The sequence below is a fragment of the Bacillus sp. ABR genome, assembly GCF_056172715.1.
This window is the reverse complement of sequence record NZ_JAOYSL010000004.1, coordinates 378,960-399,414: the sequence shown is the minus strand read 5'-3', so window position 1 is coordinate 399,414 and position 20,455 is coordinate 378,960. Positions and strand designations below refer to the sequence as shown.

General features: G+C 38.2%; 21 protein-coding genes and 3 tRNA genes. 11 read left to right on the top strand and 13 right to left on the bottom strand.

Annotated features, from left to right (window positions below):
* Positions 1 to 80: 80 nt before the first annotated feature.
* Both OIT90_RS15270 and OIT90_RS15265 read left to right on the top strand, forming a co-directional pair.
* Positions 81 to 533, top strand: coding sequence for a MarR family winged helix-turn-helix transcriptional regulator (locus OIT90_RS15270; protein WP_039176776.1), 453 nt, complete (start codon positions 81 to 83; stop codon positions 531 to 533).
* A gap of 56 nt (positions 534 to 589) precedes the next feature.
* Complete coding sequence (locus OIT90_RS15265) at positions 590 to 1,483, top strand: alpha/beta fold hydrolase (protein WP_474892703.1); 894 nt, start codon at positions 590 to 592, stop codon at positions 1,481 to 1,483.
* A 35-nt stretch (positions 1,484 to 1,518) separates the two neighbouring features.
* Here OIT90_RS15265 and OIT90_RS15260 read toward each other — a convergent pair whose 3' ends face one another.
* A complete protein-coding gene (locus OIT90_RS15260; protein WP_058837402.1) occupies positions 1,519 to 2,667 on the bottom strand; it encodes a type II asparaginase in 1,149 nt (382 codons plus the stop codon).
* A 268-nt stretch (positions 2,668 to 2,935) separates the two neighbouring features.
* Here OIT90_RS15260 and OIT90_RS15255 point away from each other — a divergent pair, with 268 nt between their 5' ends.
* The 3 genes from OIT90_RS15255 to OIT90_RS15245 are packed head-to-tail and all read left to right on the top strand — an operon-like array spanning position 2,936 to position 4,929.
* Positions 2,936 to 3,721, top strand: a complete 786-nt coding sequence (locus OIT90_RS15255) for a S8 family peptidase (protein WP_052773102.1) — start codon at positions 2,936 to 2,938, stop codon at positions 3,719 to 3,721.
* Positions 3,722 to 3,730: 9 nt separating this feature from the next.
* The gene (locus OIT90_RS15250; RefSeq protein WP_126681967.1) at positions 3,731 to 4,588 is read left to right on the top strand and encodes an SAR2788 family putative toxin; all 858 of its coding nucleotides are present in this window, start codon (positions 3,731 to 3,733) and stop codon (positions 4,586 to 4,588) included.
* Entirely contained in the window at positions 4,573 to 4,929 is a 357-nt protein-coding gene (locus OIT90_RS15245; protein WP_080967148.1) for a hypothetical protein, read from the top strand. The genes OIT90_RS15250 and OIT90_RS15245 overlap by 16 nt, the downstream gene beginning before the upstream one ends.
* Positions 4,930 to 5,132: 203 nt before the next feature.
* Here OIT90_RS15245 and OIT90_RS15240 read toward each other — a convergent pair whose 3' ends face one another.
* The 4 genes from OIT90_RS15240 to OIT90_RS15225 all read right to left on the bottom strand — a co-directional run bounded on the left by OIT90_RS15240 (position 5,133) and on the right by OIT90_RS15225 (position 8,606).
* Entirely contained in the window at positions 5,133 to 5,894 is a 762-nt protein-coding gene (locus OIT90_RS15240; RefSeq protein WP_126681966.1) for an SDR family NAD(P)-dependent oxidoreductase, read from the bottom strand.
* A 112-nt stretch (positions 5,895 to 6,006) separates the two neighbouring features.
* The gene (locus tag OIT90_RS15235; protein WP_126681965.1) at positions 6,007 to 6,384 is read right to left on the bottom strand and encodes an MmcQ/YjbR family DNA-binding protein; all 378 of its coding nucleotides are present in this window, start codon (positions 6,382 to 6,384) and stop codon (positions 6,007 to 6,009) included.
* Positions 6,385 to 6,523: 139 nt separating this feature from the next.
* Positions 6,524 to 7,417 (bottom strand): alpha/beta hydrolase, encoded by an 894-nt coding sequence (locus tag OIT90_RS15230; protein WP_126681964.1) that lies wholly within the window; start codon positions 7,415 to 7,417, stop codon positions 6,524 to 6,526.
* 307 nt (positions 7,418 to 7,724) lie between these two features.
* Positions 7,725 to 8,606 carry a LysR family transcriptional regulator gene (locus tag OIT90_RS15225; protein WP_039176759.1) on the bottom strand — a complete coding sequence of 294 codons (882 nt, stop codon included), beginning with the start codon at positions 8,604 to 8,606 and terminating at the stop codon, positions 7,725 to 7,727.
* A gap of 394 nt (positions 8,607 to 9,000) precedes the next feature.
* Here OIT90_RS15225 and OIT90_RS15220 point away from each other — a divergent pair, with 394 nt between their 5' ends.
* The 3 genes from OIT90_RS15220 (at position 9,001) to OIT90_RS15210 (ending at position 12,849) form a co-directional block, all read left to right on the top strand.
* Complete coding sequence (locus OIT90_RS15220; protein WP_039176756.1) at positions 9,001 to 10,056, top strand: ornithine cyclodeaminase family protein; 1,056 nt, start codon at positions 9,001 to 9,003, stop codon at positions 10,054 to 10,056.
* 100 nt (positions 10,057 to 10,156) lie between these two features.
* The gene (locus tag OIT90_RS15215) at positions 10,157 to 11,290 is read left to right on the top strand and encodes an aminotransferase (protein WP_126681963.1); all 1,134 of its coding nucleotides are present in this window, start codon (positions 10,157 to 10,159) and stop codon (positions 11,288 to 11,290) included.
* Between the two features lie 251 nt (positions 11,291 to 11,541).
* On the top strand, positions 11,542 to 12,849 hold the full coding sequence (locus OIT90_RS15210; protein ID WP_106025667.1) for an aspartate aminotransferase family protein: 1,308 nt from the start codon (positions 11,542 to 11,544) through the stop codon (positions 12,847 to 12,849).
* Between the two features lie 139 nt (positions 12,850 to 12,988).
* Here OIT90_RS15210 and OIT90_RS15205 read toward each other — a convergent pair whose 3' ends face one another.
* Both OIT90_RS15205 and OIT90_RS15200 read right to left on the bottom strand, forming a co-directional pair.
* A complete protein-coding gene (locus OIT90_RS15205) occupies positions 12,989 to 14,428 on the bottom strand; it encodes a DHA2 family efflux MFS transporter permease subunit (protein WP_058837394.1) in 1,440 nt (479 codons plus the stop codon).
* Between the two features lie 79 nt (positions 14,429 to 14,507).
* Positions 14,508 to 15,104 carry a TetR/AcrR family transcriptional regulator gene (locus tag OIT90_RS15200; protein WP_474892702.1) on the bottom strand — a complete coding sequence of 199 codons (597 nt, stop codon included), beginning with the start codon at positions 15,102 to 15,104 and terminating at the stop codon, positions 14,508 to 14,510.
* A 235-nt stretch (positions 15,105 to 15,339) separates the two neighbouring features.
* On the opposite strand from OIT90_RS15200, the gene bglS reads away from it, so the two are divergent.
* Positions 15,340 to 16,068: a beta-glucanase gene (bglS, locus tag OIT90_RS15195; protein WP_041089240.1), complete on the top strand. Its 729-nt coding sequence runs from the start codon at positions 15,340 to 15,342 to the stop codon at positions 16,066 to 16,068.
* Positions 16,069 to 16,111: 43 nt separating this feature from the next.
* On the opposite strand, the gene OIT90_RS15190 is transcribed toward bglS, so the two are convergent.
* The gene (locus tag OIT90_RS15190) at positions 16,112 to 16,513 is read right to left on the bottom strand and encodes a MerR family transcriptional regulator (RefSeq protein ID WP_144495831.1); all 402 of its coding nucleotides are present in this window, start codon (positions 16,511 to 16,513) and stop codon (positions 16,112 to 16,114) included.
* A gap of 208 nt (positions 16,514 to 16,721) precedes the next feature.
* Here OIT90_RS15190 and OIT90_RS15185 point away from each other — a divergent pair, with 208 nt between their 5' ends.
* Complete coding sequence (locus OIT90_RS15185; RefSeq protein WP_474892701.1) at positions 16,722 to 17,771, top strand: NAD(P)-dependent alcohol dehydrogenase; 1,050 nt, start codon at positions 16,722 to 16,724, stop codon at positions 17,769 to 17,771.
* A 228-nt stretch (positions 17,772 to 17,999) separates the two neighbouring features.
* Entirely contained in the window at positions 18,000 to 18,461 is a 462-nt protein-coding gene (locus OIT90_RS15180) for a CarD family transcriptional regulator (RefSeq protein WP_039176740.1), read from the top strand.
* Between the two features lie 266 nt (positions 18,462 to 18,727).
* Here OIT90_RS15180 and cspC read toward each other — a convergent pair whose 3' ends face one another.
* The 5 genes from cspC to OIT90_RS15155 all read right to left on the bottom strand — a co-directional run bounded on the left by cspC (position 18,728) and on the right by OIT90_RS15155 (position 20,443).
* A complete protein-coding gene (gene cspC, locus OIT90_RS15175) occupies positions 18,728 to 18,931 on the bottom strand; it encodes a cold shock protein CspC (protein ID WP_008346765.1) in 204 nt (67 codons plus the stop codon).
* A 258-nt stretch (positions 18,932 to 19,189) separates the two neighbouring features.
* On the bottom strand, positions 19,190 to 19,984 hold the full coding sequence (locus tag OIT90_RS15170) for an alpha/beta fold hydrolase (RefSeq protein WP_039176737.1): 795 nt from the start codon (positions 19,982 to 19,984) through the stop codon (positions 19,190 to 19,192).
* Between the two features lie 161 nt (positions 19,985 to 20,145).
* Positions 20,146 to 20,229: transfer RNA gene (locus tag OIT90_RS15165), tRNA-Leu, on the bottom strand.
* A 48-nt stretch (positions 20,230 to 20,277) separates the two neighbouring features.
* A tRNA-Leu gene (locus OIT90_RS15160) sits at positions 20,278 to 20,360 on the bottom strand.
* Between the two features lie 7 nt (positions 20,361 to 20,367).
* Positions 20,368 to 20,443 (bottom strand) — tRNA-Lys (locus tag OIT90_RS15155).
* Positions 20,444 to 20,455: the final 12 nt, after the last annotated feature.

The window sequence follows — 20,455 nt, the reverse complement described above, 5'->3', positions numbered from 1 at the left end:
ACATGTTCATCATTCATTTAATTTCCCTTTATATTTAACTTCACTTAAATATAAAGATTGCCTATAATAGAATAGAGGTGATGTCATTGGATGAGGAAATTATTCATTACAGTAAAAAAATCATTGAATACTCGAATGCTCTAGGCTCAATTTATGTAGAAGAGTATCAGCGATTTTTAAAACATGAGTATGCAGATTTATCAGCCAAACAAGAGCTGACGCTTGAGTTGCTGCGTACGAAAACGAGAACAATCAATGAATTAGCTGATTACTTTTCGATTTCTGCCAGCGCAGCTAGCCAGCTTGTATCAAGGCTTGAGCAGCTCGGCTATGTCACACGAGAAATTAATCCGCATAACCGAAGAGAAATCATTGTTGATTGTGCTCAAAAGGGCCATGACTATCACAAGAATACAGAAGACATTCAATTGCATCTAATTCAAAAATATTATGCAAAGCTTCCAAAAGAAGATTTAAAAACATTACTATCTCTATACGAAAAAATCTATCAGATTGCGAAAGAAGCGCCTTAATACGGTGTTTCTCTCCCCGACATTTAAGTTGACTAAACTATTAAGGGGCTGAAAATATGACAAGGATTCATTTACAAGATGGCCGGCACATCGGTTTGATTCAATACGGTGATCTTTCGGGGTTTCCAATATTCTTTTTTCATGGAACACCTGGATCAAGAGTGATGTTTTTAGATGATGATCCAATCTCTCAAAAGCTCGGCATTCGTCTCATCTGTTTAGATCGACCTGGATTTGGTTTATCCACCCCACTACCTGACCGCACAATTTTAGACTGGGCAATAGACGTGCAGGAAGTGGCAGATGATCTTGGCATTCAACATTTTTCAGTGATGGGTGTATCTGGAGGCGGTGCATTCGCAGCTGGTTGTGCCTATCAATTGCCGGATCGCGTCCTTTCAGCCGCTCTGATCTCAAGTACAACCCCTTTTCAGGGCGGAAAACCGCCGAAAAGCATGCTGAAAGAAAATAAATTAGCCTTTTTCCTTAGTAAGAAGTTTCCTTGGCTATTGAAAGCAAGCTATCGTTCCCAGAAAAAAATGATTGAGAACAAACCAGAGAAATTTAAGAAGCTGGCCAAAAACGGGAACAAGCATTTACATCCATGGGATCGGCAATTCCTTCAAACCGATGAGCAGTTAGAAATGATGATGACACATTTACACGAAGCGACTCGTCAATCGGTGGATGAATGTATTCATGAACCCGTTTTACTTTCGAAACCATGGGCCTTCGATATGAAAGATATTCAAATCCCTGTTGATGTCTGGCATGGAAAAGAAGATACGATGGCTCCATTTGTAGAAATAGAAAAAATAGCTCGGGCGATTCCAAACGTCAAAACCCATTATATAGATCAAGCAGGGCACTTTCTTACTGATGTAGACGATATTTGGCGAAATATTTTACGCTCTTTAAAGGAGCGTGCTGAACATCAGAAACATGCATAAAAAAAGACCCAATATGACTCGGGTCTTTTTCTTCATTAATATTGTTCATAATACCTCTGCACTTTATCTGGATCCTTTGTCTTCGTCAGTGCCAGCATGAGCAGAATACGTGCTTTTTGCGGGTTTAATGAATCAGACGACACAAAGTGATGTTCATCATCCGTTTTTTCATGGGTGACAATTCCATTACCCGTACGGCTTGATCGCACGAGAACCACATCTTTTTTCACTGCATCTGTTGCTCCTTTGATGGCTTCTGTTGACATCGTTCCATTTCCTGCTGCGGCTACAACAATCCCTTTTGCTCCTGCTTTTACTGCAGCATCATACATATATTTTTGATCATTTTGATAGCCGTATAAAATATCAACTTGTGGCAATTCTTTTATCTTCGATACATCAAAATCGCTTTCAGTTGTATGTTTTCTTGTCGGTTCGTTATAAAAGGACACCACTTCACCAGTAACTACTCCGATGTATCCTTGCTCAAGTGACTTGAAGGCATCAGTTGTGGTTGTGTTTGTTTTCGTAACAAAACGAGCTGATGCAATTCGATCATTTAATGTGACCATGACCCCTTTGCCCTTCGCTTCTTTGGTGGATGCAATTTTCACCGCCTGATACAAGTTAAGCGGGCCATCTGCACTGATAGCCGATGCTGGTCTCATTGAGCCAACAACCACAACAGGCTTATCACTTTTGACCACCAGATTTAAAAAGTAAGCTGTTTCTTCAAGTGTATCTGTTCCATGCGTGATGACAATGCCATCCACTTGATCATCTTTTAATAGCTCATTGACTCGTTTGGCTAATTTTAAAAGAAGAGCGTCATCAACATTTTCACTTCCAACATTCGCAACCTGCTCACCAGTGACATTTGCAATATCCTTCAGCTGTGGAACTGAAGCAATGACTTTATCGATGCCAAGTGCACCAGATTTATAGCCCGTCGTATCTGTATCACTGTCTGAACTGCCAGCAATCGTCCCGCCTGTGGCTAATACCTTAATATTTGATAAGGACTTATTCCCTGTTTCAACCGCATTGTTTTTCTCTTTTGTTTCACTGGATACGTTTTCTTTTTCGCTTTGACTATTCTCTTGAGTGCCTGTGTTCGCACAAGCTGCTGTCACTAGTAATAAAACAGAAAGAAGGACAGCACCTAACCATTTTGTCATGTTCATTGGATCATCTCTTTTCCTCATTTGATGGATTTCATGGCTAAATCTCTTTCTATAGACTTTACTTTATACCATACCTTCATTCATCGGCATGAGGCTAAAGATATAGAACCAAATACTGGGAATACTCCTTATATTTTTAATGAATTACTTTAAAACATAAGATTAAATTATAAAAATAACCCATTTAACCTTAATTTTACCTTAACAAAATTATTTACATATGGAAAAAAATAATTACGTGAGTAGAATATACTATAAAGGAGGGAATATGAAAATAAAGTTTATTTTTCTTTTCTTGTTCATAATAATCACTATTGTTTTCATTTACATACCTAAAAATGATCACAACATTAAAATAGCAGTCATTGATAGCGGTATTGACGTAAATCATGTTGATGTTTCTGTGATAAAGCGCTTTGATAATAAGAAAACAGTGATGGATTCTTTCGGACATGGTTCTGCTATTGCTGAAATTATTAATAAAAACAATGAGAACATAGATTTTTATGATGGAAATATTTTAGACGAGAATGGAAACACAAGTGTAGAAACTTTAATCAAAGCTTTAGATTGGTGTATTGACAACAAAGTGAATCTCATCAATATGAGTTTTGGTCTTTCTGAGAATAATGTAAAACTACAAAAAAAGATTGACGAAGTCGTTAGTCATAATATTTTAATTATAGCTGCTGCAGGTAATAAATTTGGTTTAAAAAGTGATTATCCTGCTCGTTATAATAACGTGATTTCTATTTCTGCTGTTGATTCTAAAAATAAGATATATAAATTTGCAGCTAAAGGAAAAATCGACTTTGTTTCTCTTGGTGTCGATGTAGAAACAGTGAAAATAAAAAAATTGGCTGAAGTTAAAGTTTTAAGCGGTACTTCTTTTGCTACAGCAAATGCTACAGGGTATATTTCCAAGCTAATACCAGATGACTTTTCGCTATCTTTTAAAGATATTCTTCACAGATTAAAACAAAAAACTCAAACGCTGAATAATGACGAACGAGATTCAACATATGGTTATGGCCTATTATTAAATAAGAATTAGGAGTTTATGATGTTTAAGAATATTATTAAAGTAATAAGTTTAGTAATGATATTTTCAATTATTGGACCTAGCATTTCTAATGCGACCATGAATTCAAATGAACATGATGAAATTAATTCAAATGATATTAACACTCTACCAAACACGGGGGAATTGCATAGTACAGAGGTCATTAAAAACACGAATAATGAACAGGAACTTGAAGTAAGTGTTGAAAACGAAAATTTATTGATCAACAGTAAAGTGATTTTATCTCAAGAATCAGAACAATTACCAATGGTTGAAGCTGAAATTGTTGATGAAGACACAAAAGAGACTGTAAAATATAATTTTGAAATAGCAGATATTGATGTTGCTGAAAAAAGCGAACCTCATCTCTTATTAGTGGATATTGAAACTGGTGAAGAGTACACAGTAAGTGACTCACAAATTCAAGCATCATGGTATCCTTTAGTAGTCGTAGCAATCTATATTGCTCGTGTTGGAATTAACCAAGCAATAAAGAAGTTTGGTAAAACTGCTGTTAAAAATGCTGTTAAAAAACATGGTAAGAAAACCACTACTTCAAACGCAGTCAAAAAAGTGAGTATGTCGCGGCTAGACTATCATTATAAGAAACACAAAAAAGAATTTGGTAACATTACAAAATCTGAGTATTTAAATAAAGCACGCAAACTATTAGGAGCAAGTAAGAGCAACAATATTTTAGAAAAGAAAAGCAAGAAAAAGTTTAATGGTAAACACCGTTATTATAAATATAATAAAAAAACAAATGAATTTTTATCTGTAGAGAAACAAAAAGATAAAGATGTCATTATCACTTTTTTCAAACCTAAAAGAGGAATTAATTATTGGAAGGACCAGTAGAAATGAATAAAAACGTTTGTTTAATTTGCGGCTATAATGAATTAGAAGAAAGACCTTACTATTCCGATTTTGCAGGTAGTAACGAAATTTGTCCATGTTGCGGTTTTGAGTTTGGAGTAGATGATTTTGATTGTGATGAATTTGATCATGAGGGGTTAACAGACCAAGAAATTGTTGAAAAGTCCCATATCATATGGAGAAAACATTGGATTGAAAACGGGCTAGAGTTGTTCAATCCTAAAATCTTTTCTCCAGAATTTCGAAACGGTAAATTTTTAAAAAGAGATTACTTAGAGATTCAATTGAAAAAGAATCTTGGATTAGATTTTAATGACATTTAAACGAACAAAGACCACTCAGGTTTTATTCTGAGTGGTTTTCATATTTTAATATATGTCTTTACTACAGCAAAAAAAATATTTAATGTATAGGTTGTTTTTACCTGATTTATTACGCATTTTAAGTGCTCCAAATATCCTTGACCACACAGTCAATCATGCCATAAAAAAATCACTGAGGAAATGTACCTCAGTGATGGGAATCGTTATTTCTTCATTGAACCTGCGTGTGAAAAGATTAGATCTTTCAATTCAAATTCGAATGTCTTTCCGTCCACAATACCGACTGTTTTTTCACTGTCATAAAGCTCAAGCATACAAGCAGCCATTTCTTTTGATGTATGATATTTCTTGAAATTGCCTTCATATTCAAATTCGTCTACATCCAATGAGCGCTTTGCAAATTCTGATTCTGTCGCGGATGGCGCTAATACTTTTGCCTTTAATTTGGCACCTTTTTCTTTCAATTCTAGGGCCAGTCCTTCTGTAAAGGCGCTCACGTAAAACTTCGTTGCTGAATAGGTGACGGCATTGCCAACGACTGTATAGCCTGCTCGTGAAGAAATGTTAATGAGCTGAGCCCCCTCTACTTGCTCATAATCACGAACAAATAAGGTGGATAGAATCGTTAATGCTTCTATATTCAGATGAAGCATATCCCCAATTTTACTTAAATCTTGTTCTCCTATAGAGCCAAAATGACCAAAACCCGCATTATTTATGAACGTAGCCAGCTCATAATCTGACAATGATTCATAAAATGAATACACTTGCTCCATGTTTGTTAAATCAACTGACTGTATGACTACTTTGATATCGGGATATTGATCATGAATCTTTTTCTTCAATTCTTGGAGTTTATTGAGCCTGCGTGCAGCTAATATAAGATTTTTCCCTCGTGCTGCAAATGCGAGAGCCGCCTCATATCCAATACCTGAGCTTGCTCCTGTAATGACTGTATAGCCCATTTTATATCCCCCTATTCGCGTCTTCTAACTGGTTAAATTATAACGACAGCGTTTCGCTCAAGTCAATTTTGAAGAGAGTCAAGGGGCATCATGTCAACTGAGATACAGCTCCTCAGTTACTTCCTTTTGAATCATTTTGGAGGATGTCATGCTGAGATTTTTTTGTTAATTTTTGAAAAACCAATTGATAGGAATGTTCGATTAACTCCTCTACAAATGAGGATGGAATGTCTGCATCAAGGTAAATGGAATTCCAATGAGTCTTATTCATATAGTAGCCAGGGATAATTCCTTCATGCATCTCTCTTAGTTCTTCAGCGCGAAGAGGATCACATTTTAAAGTGATGATAGGCTTTCGATTCGCATCTCCCCCCATCATAGCAAACATCTTTCCGCCAATATGATAACGATCTGCCTGCCACTCAGGTTGATAATCATGGGTTGTTCCTTTTAAAGAAAGACAAAATGCCTGTAGCTGTTCTTTTTTCATTTCATTAGCTCCTTTTTAGAAATCATCTATTTTTTCTATTATATCGACAATGAGGAAAGATATCTGACGCTTTTTTTCAGAAACAATAAGAAAAGCACAGGCCCATTGTCTCCTGTGCTTTTGAATCACTCTGCTTTTTTTATTCAAACGCCTTCTTTAGCTGATCCCCCATCAAATGCCAAGCCTCTTCAGCTATGGCTAAATCTCCGGCGTGCGTGAAGCCGTGTGGAACTCCTTTAAATTGTTTATACGTGACGTCTATCCCAGCTTCTTTTAACTTGCCAGCATATTGCTCAGCTTCTTCAGCCAGCGAATCCCTCTCTGCTGTGATGACGAGAGCTGGAGGCATTTGTGCCAAGGATGAACGATCTGCAAAAACCGGAGAAACGAGCGGATTGCGCGGATCTTGGCCTTGCAGATAGAAGGAATTAAAGAGTCTCGCCAATTCAACTGGAATCGCTTCTTCAAACGCTGGCTTTTGTGCTGGATCAGTGGCTAGATCAAGCGGTGGATAATCAAGCACTTGATAGGCAATTGGGAGTGTATTTCCTTTTTGAATATTTAATAGACAAGCAGCCGTTGCCAAATTTCCTCCTGCACTATGTCCGCCAATGGCTAATGCATTCCGATCGATTTGAAGTTCATCAGGGTGGTCATACAGCCACTTCAGTACATCGTAGCATTCATGGAGAGCGGCTGGGAAAGGGTGCTCAGGAGCAAGCTGATACTCAACATTGACCACGATACATTGCGCTCGGTCTGCAATGACTGGACACCATGGATTATCCATTTCAGCACTGCCCATGATAAATCCGCCACCATGTAAATTCACAAAAACAGGAAGTGGCTGCTTTGATGTGTTCACTGGCTTAAACACCCACACCTTTGTTTCGCCAGCACTTGTTGGAATGTCATATTCCATTTTGTTCACATCAGGAGGATTTACTGGCTTTAGTTCCGATTGACTCGCTAATGAACCTTCAGATGGCTGGCGTAATGAAGCAGCGATTTTGATTTGTTCTTCTAAGTTCATGATCTCAGACTCCTATCTTATTCATTTCTTCTTAACTCATTCGTTCCTTTTTCCTCTTTTCCTTCTACTGAATCAGCAGCACCTTACTGGATTAATCAAAATAAAAAAGAGAAGACATTGAAGAAGGTATACGTTTATTAGCTAAACTAATCAATAAAGCTAAGTAACACACTGAATTTAACACACGATACTAAGAGAATGAAAAAAAGAAAAAAACGAGTTTTCCATGTTTAATGTAAATGGGAAAACTCGTTTTTATATCACAGCTGAAAACCTATAAAAATAAATAATTTTTAAGAAAAAATGATCAATCTGTAACTGCAAACCAAGTTTCTTTGAGCAATTCACAGAAAGATTGAATGGTTGGTCCTTCTGAACGACTTCTTAAATATACGACAGATGTTTCAATTGGTTTTTCACAGTAATGCAATGGGATAAGAATACCCTCTGCTAATTCTTCTTTAATCATATTTTCACCAAGCAAGGCGATTCCGGTTTTATTTAAAACTGCCCGCCTAATCGTTTCATCACTTCCCCCGCATTCAATGATAGAAGAAGGACGGGTGTTAATTTCAGAAAAACACTGCTCTGTAATTGAGCTAAAACCGCAATGTTCATGATAAGCAAGAAACGGAAAAGATTCTATAATCTCTTCTTTAGAGCGGTTTTTTGTAAGATCGGCGGAGACAACCAACACCGCCTTTTCCCTTTCTAAAACAAACTTTTCTAATTCTGAGGAATCAACTTCCCCTGCAACAATCCCAATATCTGCTTCATTATTTAAAATTTTATCGACAGCTATAAGGCTGTTTGCTGGCATGAGGCGCAGCTTAACTTGTTTATGCAATTTTGTATAAGAACTAAGCAGTAGGGAAAGGTGATTCGTACAATAATATTCTGAAGCTGTTACAGTTAGACTTCCGGAAGGACCATTTAACTCTTCCATGTCTCTTTCCATATATTCCATTAATTCAAATAATCTATCTGTATGCTGCTTTAATTTTTTTCCAGCAGGCGTCAAAAACGTTTTTTTTCCAATACGGGTGAATAGAGAATGGTTTAGTTCCCTTTCTAATACTTGAATTTGCAAAGTAATAGTGGGTTGAGTATATTTTAAGATCTTTGCAGCTTTGGTCATATTCAATTCATTGGCTACTACTTGAAAAGTTTTTAGATTTCTGAGTTCCATTTAACCTTCATCTCACTATCTATATTTTTTATAGCCTACAAAAGCTCCTAACCAAAAGTATATAAAGTAATCATCTTTCTCATAGGATATAAGGTTAACCATATAACCCCATAGACAAGATGCTCTGAAGCGAATAGCAATCAAATCATTATATCAAAAATTTTAACGGGAGAATCTAAAAGTTTGATACGAATCATTCATTTTTTATTGGTAACTATTGAATCGCCTAATTTAAAATACCAATAAAAAACCAAATCATCTCCTTACTCTTAAGGTTATGATATATCGCTAAAGTTTTCTAATGCATACTATTAAATTAATTAATTTTTAGCTTGTTTCATCCTGTGATAGATTTGATAAAGAGCTTAACGAAGTAAGGGAAAGGGAGAATATTATGTACCCATTTAAAGTATTAAATCATGAAGATATCAAAGCTATTCTTGATATGAAAAATGTAATCGATATCGTAGAAAAAGCTTACGTCTTAAAAGAAAATAAAGAAGCTTCTTTATTCCCAATGGTGTTTCACGAGTTCGAACCTGGTAAAGCGGACATGGATATTAAATCAGGAGAATTGTCAGGAGCAGGCATTTTCGGTTTAAAACTTGTTTCCTGGTTCGGTGACAACCCTTCTAAAGGCCTTCCTGCTGTTGTTGGAACTGTCTTAGTTCTTGACAGCCGTACAGGCCTTCCAATCGGTATCTTGAGCGGTGAGTATATGACCATGATGCGCACCGGAGCAGCTGGTGGAATTGGAGCTAAATATTTAGCAAGAAAAGAATCAGAAGAATTACTTATGGTAGGATCAGGTCATGTTGCGGCTTATCAAATCTTAGCTGTTTTAATGACAATGAACCATATCAAAAGAGTTCGAGTGTATAATGCTCATTCATTTGACCGAGCTGGTCAGTTTTGTGCAGACATCAAAGGCAAGTTAAAAGAGCTGTTAGCTCAAACTAAAGAACAAAACCCGGAAGTTTATGAAGAAATGCTTCAAAAGATAGAGATTGAGTATACGCCGGTTAATGATATTGAATCAGCTACGAGAAATGCAGATATTATTATTACAGCTACTCCAGCACGCCAACCAATTATTCTAAAAGAATGGGTAATGCCAGGTACTCATTTTTCATGTGTGGGTGCAGACATGGCAGGAAAACAGGAAATTGATGAAAATATTTTAACTGATGCTCGCATATTCGTTGATGACCTTGAACAGTCTGTTACGGTAGGAGAATTTGAAACTGCATTCAAAAAAGGCATCATCGCAAAAGATAGCATCATTTCGGAAATTGGAGGAGTGATTACAAATCAAGCACCAGGACGCGTTTCTCCAGAAGATATCACTGTTTTTGACAGTACAGGCATCTCTCTTCAAGATCTATTGACAGCGAGCTATGTTCTAGAACAGGCAGAAGAAAAACAAATTGGGATGTCGACAAAGCTGTAACTGATCGATAGCCTTTTAAATCAGCAGATTTTAGAAAGTATTCTTTACCAAAAGACTATGTATCAAAAAATAAGATCATACTTACAAAGGAGTTAATCGGATGAATATTAAAACATTTGCTGTAGAACATTGGATGAATTTATACGAGCAAGAGGCCGTTTATAATATCGCGGAAACATGTGTTGAATCTTTCACTGTAAATGAGTTGATTGGGATTGACGGCACAAATCCGGCAGATTTTTTCAATGAAGTCGGAAAGAAAAAATTAACATACGGACATATTGAAGGATCTCCAGAGTTTAAAAGCTTAGTATCTGGCCTGTATGAGACAGTTGAAGCTGATAATGTACTTGTCATGAATGGAGCAATTGGTGCAAACTTCTTAGTGCTCTATTCTCTTATTGAGCCAGGAGATCATGTAATTGCTGTACACCCAACATACCAGCAGTTATATGATGTGCCTGCTTCATTTGGCGCGAATGTAGATCTGCTGCCATTGAGACCAGAAAATAACTTCCTGCCGGATCTAAACGAATTAAAGTCTCTGATTAACGAAAAAACAAAATTGATTATTATCAACAATCCGAATAATCCTTCAGGTGCTATTATTGAGAGAGAAATGCTTGAAGAAATTGTAGAAATTGCACGCTCATGTGATGCTTACTTGCTGTGCGACGAAGTATACAGAAACCTATTACAGGAAGATAACCTTGTTGTGCCATCTGTTGCTGATTTATATGAAAGAGGAATCAGTACATCAAGTATGTCAAAAGTATTTTCATTAGCCGGCTTGCGCCTTGGGTGGATTGCAGGTCCAAGTGATGTGATCGCTGAATGCATAAAACACCGTGATTACACAACAATCAGCTGTGGTGTGCTTGACGATATGTTAGCCGTTCATGCTCTTAAAAACTATGATAAAGTCCTAGGAAGAAGCCGCAAAATTATCAAAGATAATCTGGCTATTTTAGATGAGTGGGTTCAAAATGAACCTTCAATCTCCTACGTAAAGCCACGTGCAGGCACAACATCTATGCTGAAATACGATTACCCTATTTCATCAGAAGAATTTTGCGTTGACCTATTTAAAACGAATGGCACATTCTTAACGCCAGGTTCTTGCTTTGATATGGAAGGTTACGTTCGTATCGGTTACGCATGTTCAACAGATGTATTAAAAGCAGGTCTTGAGAAATTCTCTGAATATTTGCGTACCCTTAAAGTAAATAGCTGATTAAAAACCATTAAGATAAATATTTGGAATATCTGATCGTACAAAAAACCGAACTGCCAATAATGGTTAGTTCGGTTTTTTTTGTAAAGTTAAAAGATATTTAAAAATCTCATCTTGTCAGATTATCTCACATCATTAATTTCAATAGTTACCATAAATAAGTTAAAATTTTCAGTTAATTATTTTCGTGTTATTCTACACCTGCAACAGAGGAAAGGTAGAGGTGTAAAAAGCTTAAGGGGGGAGATTTTATGAGCAACAACTGGAGTTCCTTAGTTGAGAACATGAGTGATTATTTAGCACCTAGCATGGCCAAAGATCATCCAAACTTACCTGTGGTAAAAGAAGAAGGTTGTTATTACTACGGGCTGGATGGGAAAGCCTATTTAGATTTTACTTCCGGAATTGCAGTAGCTAATACAGGACATCGCCATCCTAAAATTGTACAAAGTATCAAGGATGCAGCAGATCATTTAACTCATGGCCCTTCGGGAGTCATTATGTATGAATCCATTTTAAAGCTGGCCAAATCTCTAGGTGAAATTCTGCCAGGAGATTTAAATTGTTTTTTCTTTGCCAATAGTGGCGCTGAAGCAATTGAGGGAGCTTTAAAATTGGCTAAATATGCAACAAAGAGACCTTATGCTATTTCTTTCACGGGGTGCTTTCATGGCCGTTCTTTAGGTGCTTTAAGCGTATCAACATCAAAAAGTAAATATAGAAAATATATAAATCCGTCTCACCTGACTTATCATCTGCCTTATGCTAATATGCAGGCATGCCCCGAAGGTAAAGACCCAGAAACTTTCTGCATAAACGAATTAGAAAAACATTTTGAAGAATTATTTAAACACCAAGTGACACCTGAAGAAGTAGCCTGCGTCATATTAGAACCTGTATTGGGAGAAGGCGGCTACATCATCCCTCCTAAAGGGTGGCTGAAAAAGATCCGCGAAATATGCGATCAGCATGGTATACTGCTTATTTTTGATGAAGTACAAACTGGCTTTGGACGCACAGGGGAGTGGTTTGCTGCTCAGACATTTGAAGTCACCCCAGACATTATGGCTATCGCTAAAGGAATAGCTTCTGGTCTACCTTTAAGTGCCACAGTAGCTTCAAAAGAACTGATGAGCAAATGGCCTGCTGGAAGTCATGGAACAACGTTCGGTGGAAATCCAATTGCCTGTTCGGTAGCGTTGACCACTCTTGAAATAATGAAAGAAGAAAGATTACTAGATAATGCAAAAGTGGTTGGTCAATATGCTGCTGAAAAACTAAAACAAATGAAAAAAAATCACCCGGTCATTGGAGAGATACGCTCGGTAGGCTTAATGATTGGAATTGAAATGATAAACCCAAAAACAAAAAAACCCGATGGAAGCGCCGTCATGAAGATTTTAGATTATTCCCTTGAGCAGGGAGTTCTCTTTTACTTATGCGGTAACGAAGGAGAAGTGATTAGAATGATCCCTCCTCTGACCGTCACAAAAGAACAGATTGACGATGGGCTTTCAAAATTAGAAAAGGCATTGCACCAATTTGAGAAAGAATTTTAAGTAGAAGCCGTTTCGAGTATTCACCGCTATTCTATGTACGACTCTTTTTTTCATATTTAATGATATCATTATTTGATGAAAGACTAATTTATTGAAAAAAAGCACTGCGGCGCTATGTCCTCAGTGCTTTTCATTTCTCTTATGATACTTGCTGTTCTACCTTCACTCGTTTAATGAAGAAAGCAATAATCAATCCAATGACGGTCATGATCACGGCAAAGATAAATGCATGCTGGACACCATTTGTAAAGGCGAGCAGCTGATTCACCGGATTTGCGGGGTCAGATACATTTTCCATAAAGCTGCGAGCTCCTGATGAAAGGATCGAGATACCGATCGCAGTACCAATGGCTCCTGACACTTGCTGCAAGGTATTCATAATCGCTGTACCATGCGGATATAGCTCTGGCGGAAGCTGATTTAATCCATTGGTTTGAGCAGGCATCATGATCATCGCGATTCCGATCATTAAGGTAATATGAAGAGTTACAATGAATCCAATTGACGTATTCACACTTAGATTCGTAAAGCCAAACATCGTCGCTGCGACAATGACAAGACCTGGAATGACAAGCCATTTTGGGCCAAACTTATCAAATAGACCACCCATGATTGGAGATAGCAGTCCGTTGATAATTCCACCTGGCAACAGCATTAAACCTGCTGTAAATGTAGAAAGCGCCAAGGACGTTTGCAGATACAATGGCAAAATCATCATAGCAGACAGCATCACCATCATACACACTAAAATCAGAAGTAACCCAATGACAAACATCGGATATTTAAACGGGCTTAAGTTCAGCATTGGTTCTTTCATGTTCAACTGTCTTAAAGAGAACACGAGAATCCCTATGACACCAACTACAATTGCAACGATGACATGCATACTGCTCCAGCCGCCGCCTTCCCCGGCACTGCTAAAGCCATATACTATTCCACCGAAACCAATGGTTGAAAGCACAATCGATAAGATGTCGATTTTCGGTCTTGTTGGTTCTGTAATATTTTGCATAAAGATAAAACCAAAGACAAGTGCAGCCATTAATAAAGGAAGTGAAATCCAGAAAATCCAATGCCAAGTCAACGATTTCAAAATAAGGCCAGAGACTGTCGGGCCGACAGCTGGTGCAAACATAATCACAAGACCAATAATCCCCATTGATCGGCCTCGTTTATGAGGCGGGATGATGACCAAAATCGTATTAAACATCAATGGCAGAAGCAATGCTGTACCGACTGCCTGCACGACACGTGCTACCATTAAAATACTAAAGACCGGCGCAACCGCCGCAATAAATGTTCCGATGATCGAAAAGACGAGCGACGTTATGAAAAGCTGCCTTGTCGTAAACCATTGAAGAATGAGTCCTGAAATCGGTACGAGAATACCAAGTGTTAATAAATATCCTGTTGTCAGCCACTGAGCAGTCGTCGCTTCAATTCCAAAGTCTAACGTTAAACTTCTCAGCGCCATGTTTAATGCCGTTTCACTGAACAGGCCAATAAATCCAGCTGTGATAAAAGAAATAATAATGGGCAGCGTTCGAATTTCAGAAGCTGCTGCTTGCTGTTTGTTCATATTAAGTTGGCTCCTTTTCTTTTTCAATTTAGATGAACCTTAGGAAGTCAGGGTGGTCAGAAATGAGCCACTTTCATGTCTATTGAAAGACGGATAAAATCTGTTTTTCTGCAGCAAATCGAGCAATTTTGTCGATCGAATAGCCAGATTCATGTATATAAAACATGAGCTCAGGCGACATTGGAGAAGACATACATAGCGTTGTCAGTTCTATATCCTGTATATTCGCTTCTCCCTTTTCTCTCGCTTCTTCAAGCAATTCACGAATGATTTGTCTGAGTGATTGACTGTAATGACTATCATACACTTTACTTGTCTGCTCTAAATTCCCAGAGATTGTGAGCATCCGAATCCAGTCTAAATGGTGACCGACGATCAGATGAATTTCTTCGAGAACATAGCGTAATCGTTCACGAACCGGCTGATCACTTATTTTGCTCAAGTAAAGATGCAAAGCTGGGATCAGCTGTTCAAATCTCTCCCCAAGGATAGAAAGGCACAAATCACTTTTATTGGCGTAGCGGCGGTATAGTGTGCCCTGTCCAACACCAGCTGTTTTCGCAATTTTATGCATGCTGACATTTTCTACACCAAATTCTTGAAACAAGGAGAATGCGATCTCTTCAATTTCCTCACCAATATCCTTTTCCACCATACACACCTTCTTTACCTTCATCCACATGACACTCATCTCTATGTGTTAAATCAAAACACTTTAGGTTTTTCTTAGGAAAATTGTCCCGATATTATCTTACGGACAACTGTCCGCATTGTCAATCATTATTTTTTTCTTTCAATTCTATTAAATGATGCACACAGTTTATCATTATTTAGACCGATTTTCCCTTTTGAAAGAATCATGTATGATCAATAAAGAAAGCGCTTCCACAAAAGGAGAGGAGAATGCGAATATGTACCGTATGAAACGAATGTTGATGCTGGTTGTCACTGGATTAGTCTTGAGTTTGTCCACATTTACTGTGGGTGCCTCAGCACAAACGGGTGGATCGTTTTATGAACCTTTTAACAACTATAATACGGGGTTATGGCAAAAAGCCGATGGATACTCGAATGGAAACATGTTTAACTGTACGTGGCGTGCAAATAATGTGTCGATGACCTCAGCAGGTGAAATGCGTTTATCTCTCACAAGTCCCTCCTATAACAAGTTTGACTGCGGAGAAAACCGCTCCGTTCAAACGTACGGCTATGGGTTATATGAAGTCAACATGAAGCCCGCCAAAAATGTGGGGATCGTCTCTTCTTTCTTCACTTATACGGGACCGACTGATGGCACGCCTTGGGATGAGATTGACATTGAATTTCTAGGAAAAGATACGACAAAGGTACAGTTTAATTACTATACCAATGGTGTAGGAAATCATGAAAAGATCGTCAACCTTGGTTTCGATGCAGCGAACTCTTATCACACGTATGCATTTGACTGGCAGCCAAACTCTATCAAATGGTATGTCGATGGACAATTAAAGCATACCGCCACCACACAAATTCCTCAAACACCAGGGAAAATTATGATGAACCTGTGGAATGGTGCAGGTGTCGATGAATGGCTTGGTTCCTACAACGGTGTTACACCACTCCACGCACATTATAACTGGGTGCGTTACACAAAAAGATAACTCTATCAAAAAAACCTGTGACTTGTCACAGGTTTTTCTTCGTTTAATTTGAACTAGTTTTCAGCTGATGAGCGAGTTTTTTCTCATGATTGTGGATAATATCTTCATAACTTTCTATTTTGAAATCCAATCGTTTAATGGTCTCTTCGATTTCCTTTTGTTTTTGGACGAGTCTTTCTCGTTCATTGATCAAAATGTTTTTTCGCGAAGATAACGTATGATCATCATCCTCAAAAAATAAGGCTGTATATTCTCTAAGCGCATCAATCGAGAGCCCAGCATTTCTCATACACTTGATAAATTCAATCCATTGAAGATCATCCTCTGTATAATCACGAATCCCATGATCATCACGTTTGATTTCTCTAATCAAACCAATATTTTCGTAATATCTAAGTGTCGCAGTGGATAAAGCGAGCTGTTTTGCTGCTTGTGCTATTTTCATTGTGCCCTCCCTCTTTCTCTTACCTTCCGATCTCCCTTTCCTCATCATCTCCATTTTAAAAAAGAAAGCAAGATGCTTTTGGCTCAATTCTTGATTCAAGAATGTTGAATTCGTTATTACAAAAGGTTTTCTGTTGACTTATAGTTCACTTTAAGAAGTACAGTATAGAAGAAAGAATCGAAGCTTATTTTTGAAAGGATGATCAAGAATGTGTCAGACGCACCAATCAAATGTTTTAAGTGTTTCACACGCAAAAGCGAATTTTGAACGGACGACCATTGAACGAAGAGCACTTCGTCCACATGATATTTTAATTGATATTCAATTTAGCGGGATCTGTCATTCAGATATCCACAGCGCTTTTGATGAATGGGGCGGCGGTATTTTCCCGATGGTTCCTGGTCATGAGATTACTGGGGTCGTTGCAGCTGTAGGGGATGATGTGACGAAGTTTCAAATCGGTGACCGTGTAGGTGTTGGCTGCTTTGTGGATTCCTGCGGCACCTGTGAATATTGTCAAAATGGAGACGAGCAGTATTGCACAAAAGGGGTCGTCCAAACATATAACAGCCGTGACTATGACGGGGAACCGACTTATGGCGGCTACAGTCAAAAAATTGTCGTGACTGAACGATTTGTCGTCAGCATTCCTGATCAACTGCCTCTTGATGCCGCAAGCCCTCTTCTCTGTGCCGGCATTACAACTTATTCTCCATTAAAGCACTGGAAGGCAGGCCCTGGTAAAAAGGTCGCTATCGTCGGGATGGGTGGACTCGGTCATGTCGCCATTCAATTCGCACGCGCACTTGGCGCTGAAGTAACGGTTTTAAGCCGCTCTTTGAATAAAAAAGAAGAAGCACGATCATTTGGTGCAAAAGACTATTTTGCTACAAGTGATCCTGAAACGTTTCAGACACTAGCCGGTCAGTATGACCTCATACTCAATACAGTCTCTGCCAACATTAATGTGGATGCCTATCTGTCCTTACTCCGTGTAGATGGAACCTTGGTGAACGTCGGTGCACCGCCTATGCCGGATCAATTCCACGTCTTTTCATTAATTTCCGGCCGCCGCAGCATAGCTGGTTCACTCGTTGGCGGCATCCAAGAAACACAAGAAATGCTCGATTTCGCAGCTGCTCACAACATCGCACCACAAATTGAAGTGATTAACGCGAATCAAGTTGATGAAGCGTATGAACGTGTGCTGAAAAGTGATGTGCGTTACCGGTTTGTGATTGATATTGCTACGTTGTGATTGCTATTTGTTTTAAGAGACTAGCCTGATTGGCTGGTCTTTTGTTATGTTTCAACCTTTTCCTTTTACACAGGTGTATGCAATGGACATTTCACAGCAAAAATCCTCTGAAATTCGCACAAAAAATATTGACATAAAAATAAAAAACATGTTATTATTAAAAATTTGGTTATTACACCTTCATTTGTGATACCCTTATAGTAGATACAATTTATGGAGGTGGATGAAATGTTTCAAATTGGTGATAACATTGTTTATCCAATGCACGGAACAGGCATAATTGAAGCCATAGAAGAAAAGAAATTTTCTGCCGAGACAGAAGAGTATTATGTCATTAAGATGTCCGTCAGCCAGATGAAAGTGATGATTCCAACAAAGAAAATGTCAGGGTCAAATATAAGAGCAGTTACGAATATACTTGCCATCAAGAACATTATCCACATTTTTCAGAATGAAACCTCAGATACATTATTGTCCTGGAAAGAAAGGTATAAAATCAATACAAACAAAATCAAAACAGGCGATATCCAAGAAGGCGCTGAAGTTGTACGTGACCTCTTGCGAATGAAAAAAGAAAAACCACTCAATTCAAGTGAAAAGAAAATGCTGGATGATGCTTATGAGTATTTGATTAGTGAACTGGAAGTCATCGAAGGAATTACCGAAAAACAGATTAAGAGCTTTTCTTAAAAATTTATACCACTTTTTTACTCCCACCTTCTCCCTCATTTGTTATTCTCTACGAATAGCTCCACGCCCTGTCACTTTGAAAAGAAAAAGAAATTATTTAGGAAAATTCCGCATATTGTCAATCCAGTATGTTATACTAAACTAACCTTTGAAGCATGAAATTTTTACGAATACCTTGTACCATCTCCCTACTTGTACGTTGAGTAGGGTTTTTTCATGCAAAAAAACAGGCTCTCCGTAGAGAACCTGTTTTAAAAGAATGAAGATTAAGCAATTTTTTGAACGTTAGCAGCTTGAGCTCCACGAGAACCTTGCTCTACGTCAAATGATACTTTTTGACCTTCGTCTAAAGATTTGAATCCGTCGCCTTGGATAGCTGAGAAATGTACGAATACATCGTCGCCTTCTTCACGTTCGATAAATCCAAAACCTTTTTCTGCGTTAAACCATTTTACTGTACCTTGTTCCATGATTGTTGCCTCCTCGTGCGTTTACCACACAATGTATTATACTATCCTTGCCCAAAGTACCCTCAAGACGAAAAGTCAATCTTCATACTATCCTTTACGCCGAACAAAAATAATTACTTTTCATTATAGCATGAATCGGTAATAATTGCAATTTGTTGATTAGAAGAAACATAAGTACATCATTAGACAGGGGGATGATGGTAAAAGGTATAGACATGTTAATCATAAAGCTTGAATTCTATAATAAGTTGTACCTTACTAAAGACTTTCCAACTCAAGTCTATTTAACCAATTATCGACTAATGAGTTAAATACATCGGGTTGTTCAATTTGTAGGTTGTGACCAGCCATATCAAGCACCGCAAAAGTGGCTCTTGGATAATCTTCGATGAGCCGCCATGCATCGTGGTATCCGACTACATTGTCCTGGCGCCCTGTGATAATGAGCGTTGGATACTTAAGATCAGTTGAAATATCGAAGGTAAAACCATATCCATTTTGATGAATGTTGTTGATGAAATCATGATTTGTTTGTTTAGAAGGAAGTAAAATTTCATCTCGAAACCTCTCCCATTCCGTTTTTCCTTGCACAACTATCATAGAGCAAAATTCATCTACCTCCTCTGAAGACAATTGTGATATGAAGCTGCTGTCACTTTTTAAAACCGCCGCCTCTGGTACGACTCTTTCATTGAATTCTGGTATAGTCATGGGCGCCACAAGCAGTAATCCACGAACGGTTTCCTGACGTGAACGAACGATACCTCTGGCGATGTACCCTCCATATGAATAACCACAAACAATAAACTGTTCATCAGGGATAATCTCGTCCAAAAGACACAATATCGCTTCTAGCACATCATCAGAGTTCTGAATAGACGGATGTGGCTTTGAACGTCCCATACCTGGTAAATCTATGTATATTCTCTTCCAACCGCTTCGTTTTTCGAATACCGGTTCCAATGCGTGTAACATTACCTGATGGTCAAGAGTCCAACCATGCAATATCACGATCGGATACCCTTCTCCAATGACTTTATGGTAAATTGACATGTTTTTATTTCCCCTTTCCTACTCTTCAATATTTTATCACAATTTTAGAAAAATTCTTTTTTCACTAAACTTGTTATCATCGTAAACTATCATATATAACTGTTCAAACTAATTAGAAAGCACAAAAAAAACCAAAGGTCTACAACCTTTGGTTTCTTAGATGCGGCCGAGAGGACTTGAACCTCCACGGGTTATTCACCCACTAGGCCCTCAACCTAGCGCGTCTGCCATTCCGCCACGACCGCGTGTATGATGTGCTCATATATTCATAAGTGCACTGTTTGAAAAAACAATGCGGGTGAAGGGACTTGAACCCCCACGTCATAAAGACACTAGATCCTAAGTCTAGCGCGTCTGCCAATTCCGCCACACCCGCGTGACAATGGTGAGCCATGAAGGACTCGAACCTTCGACCCTCTGATTAAAAGTCAGATGCTCTACCAACTGAGCTAATGGCTCATCTGCTATGCA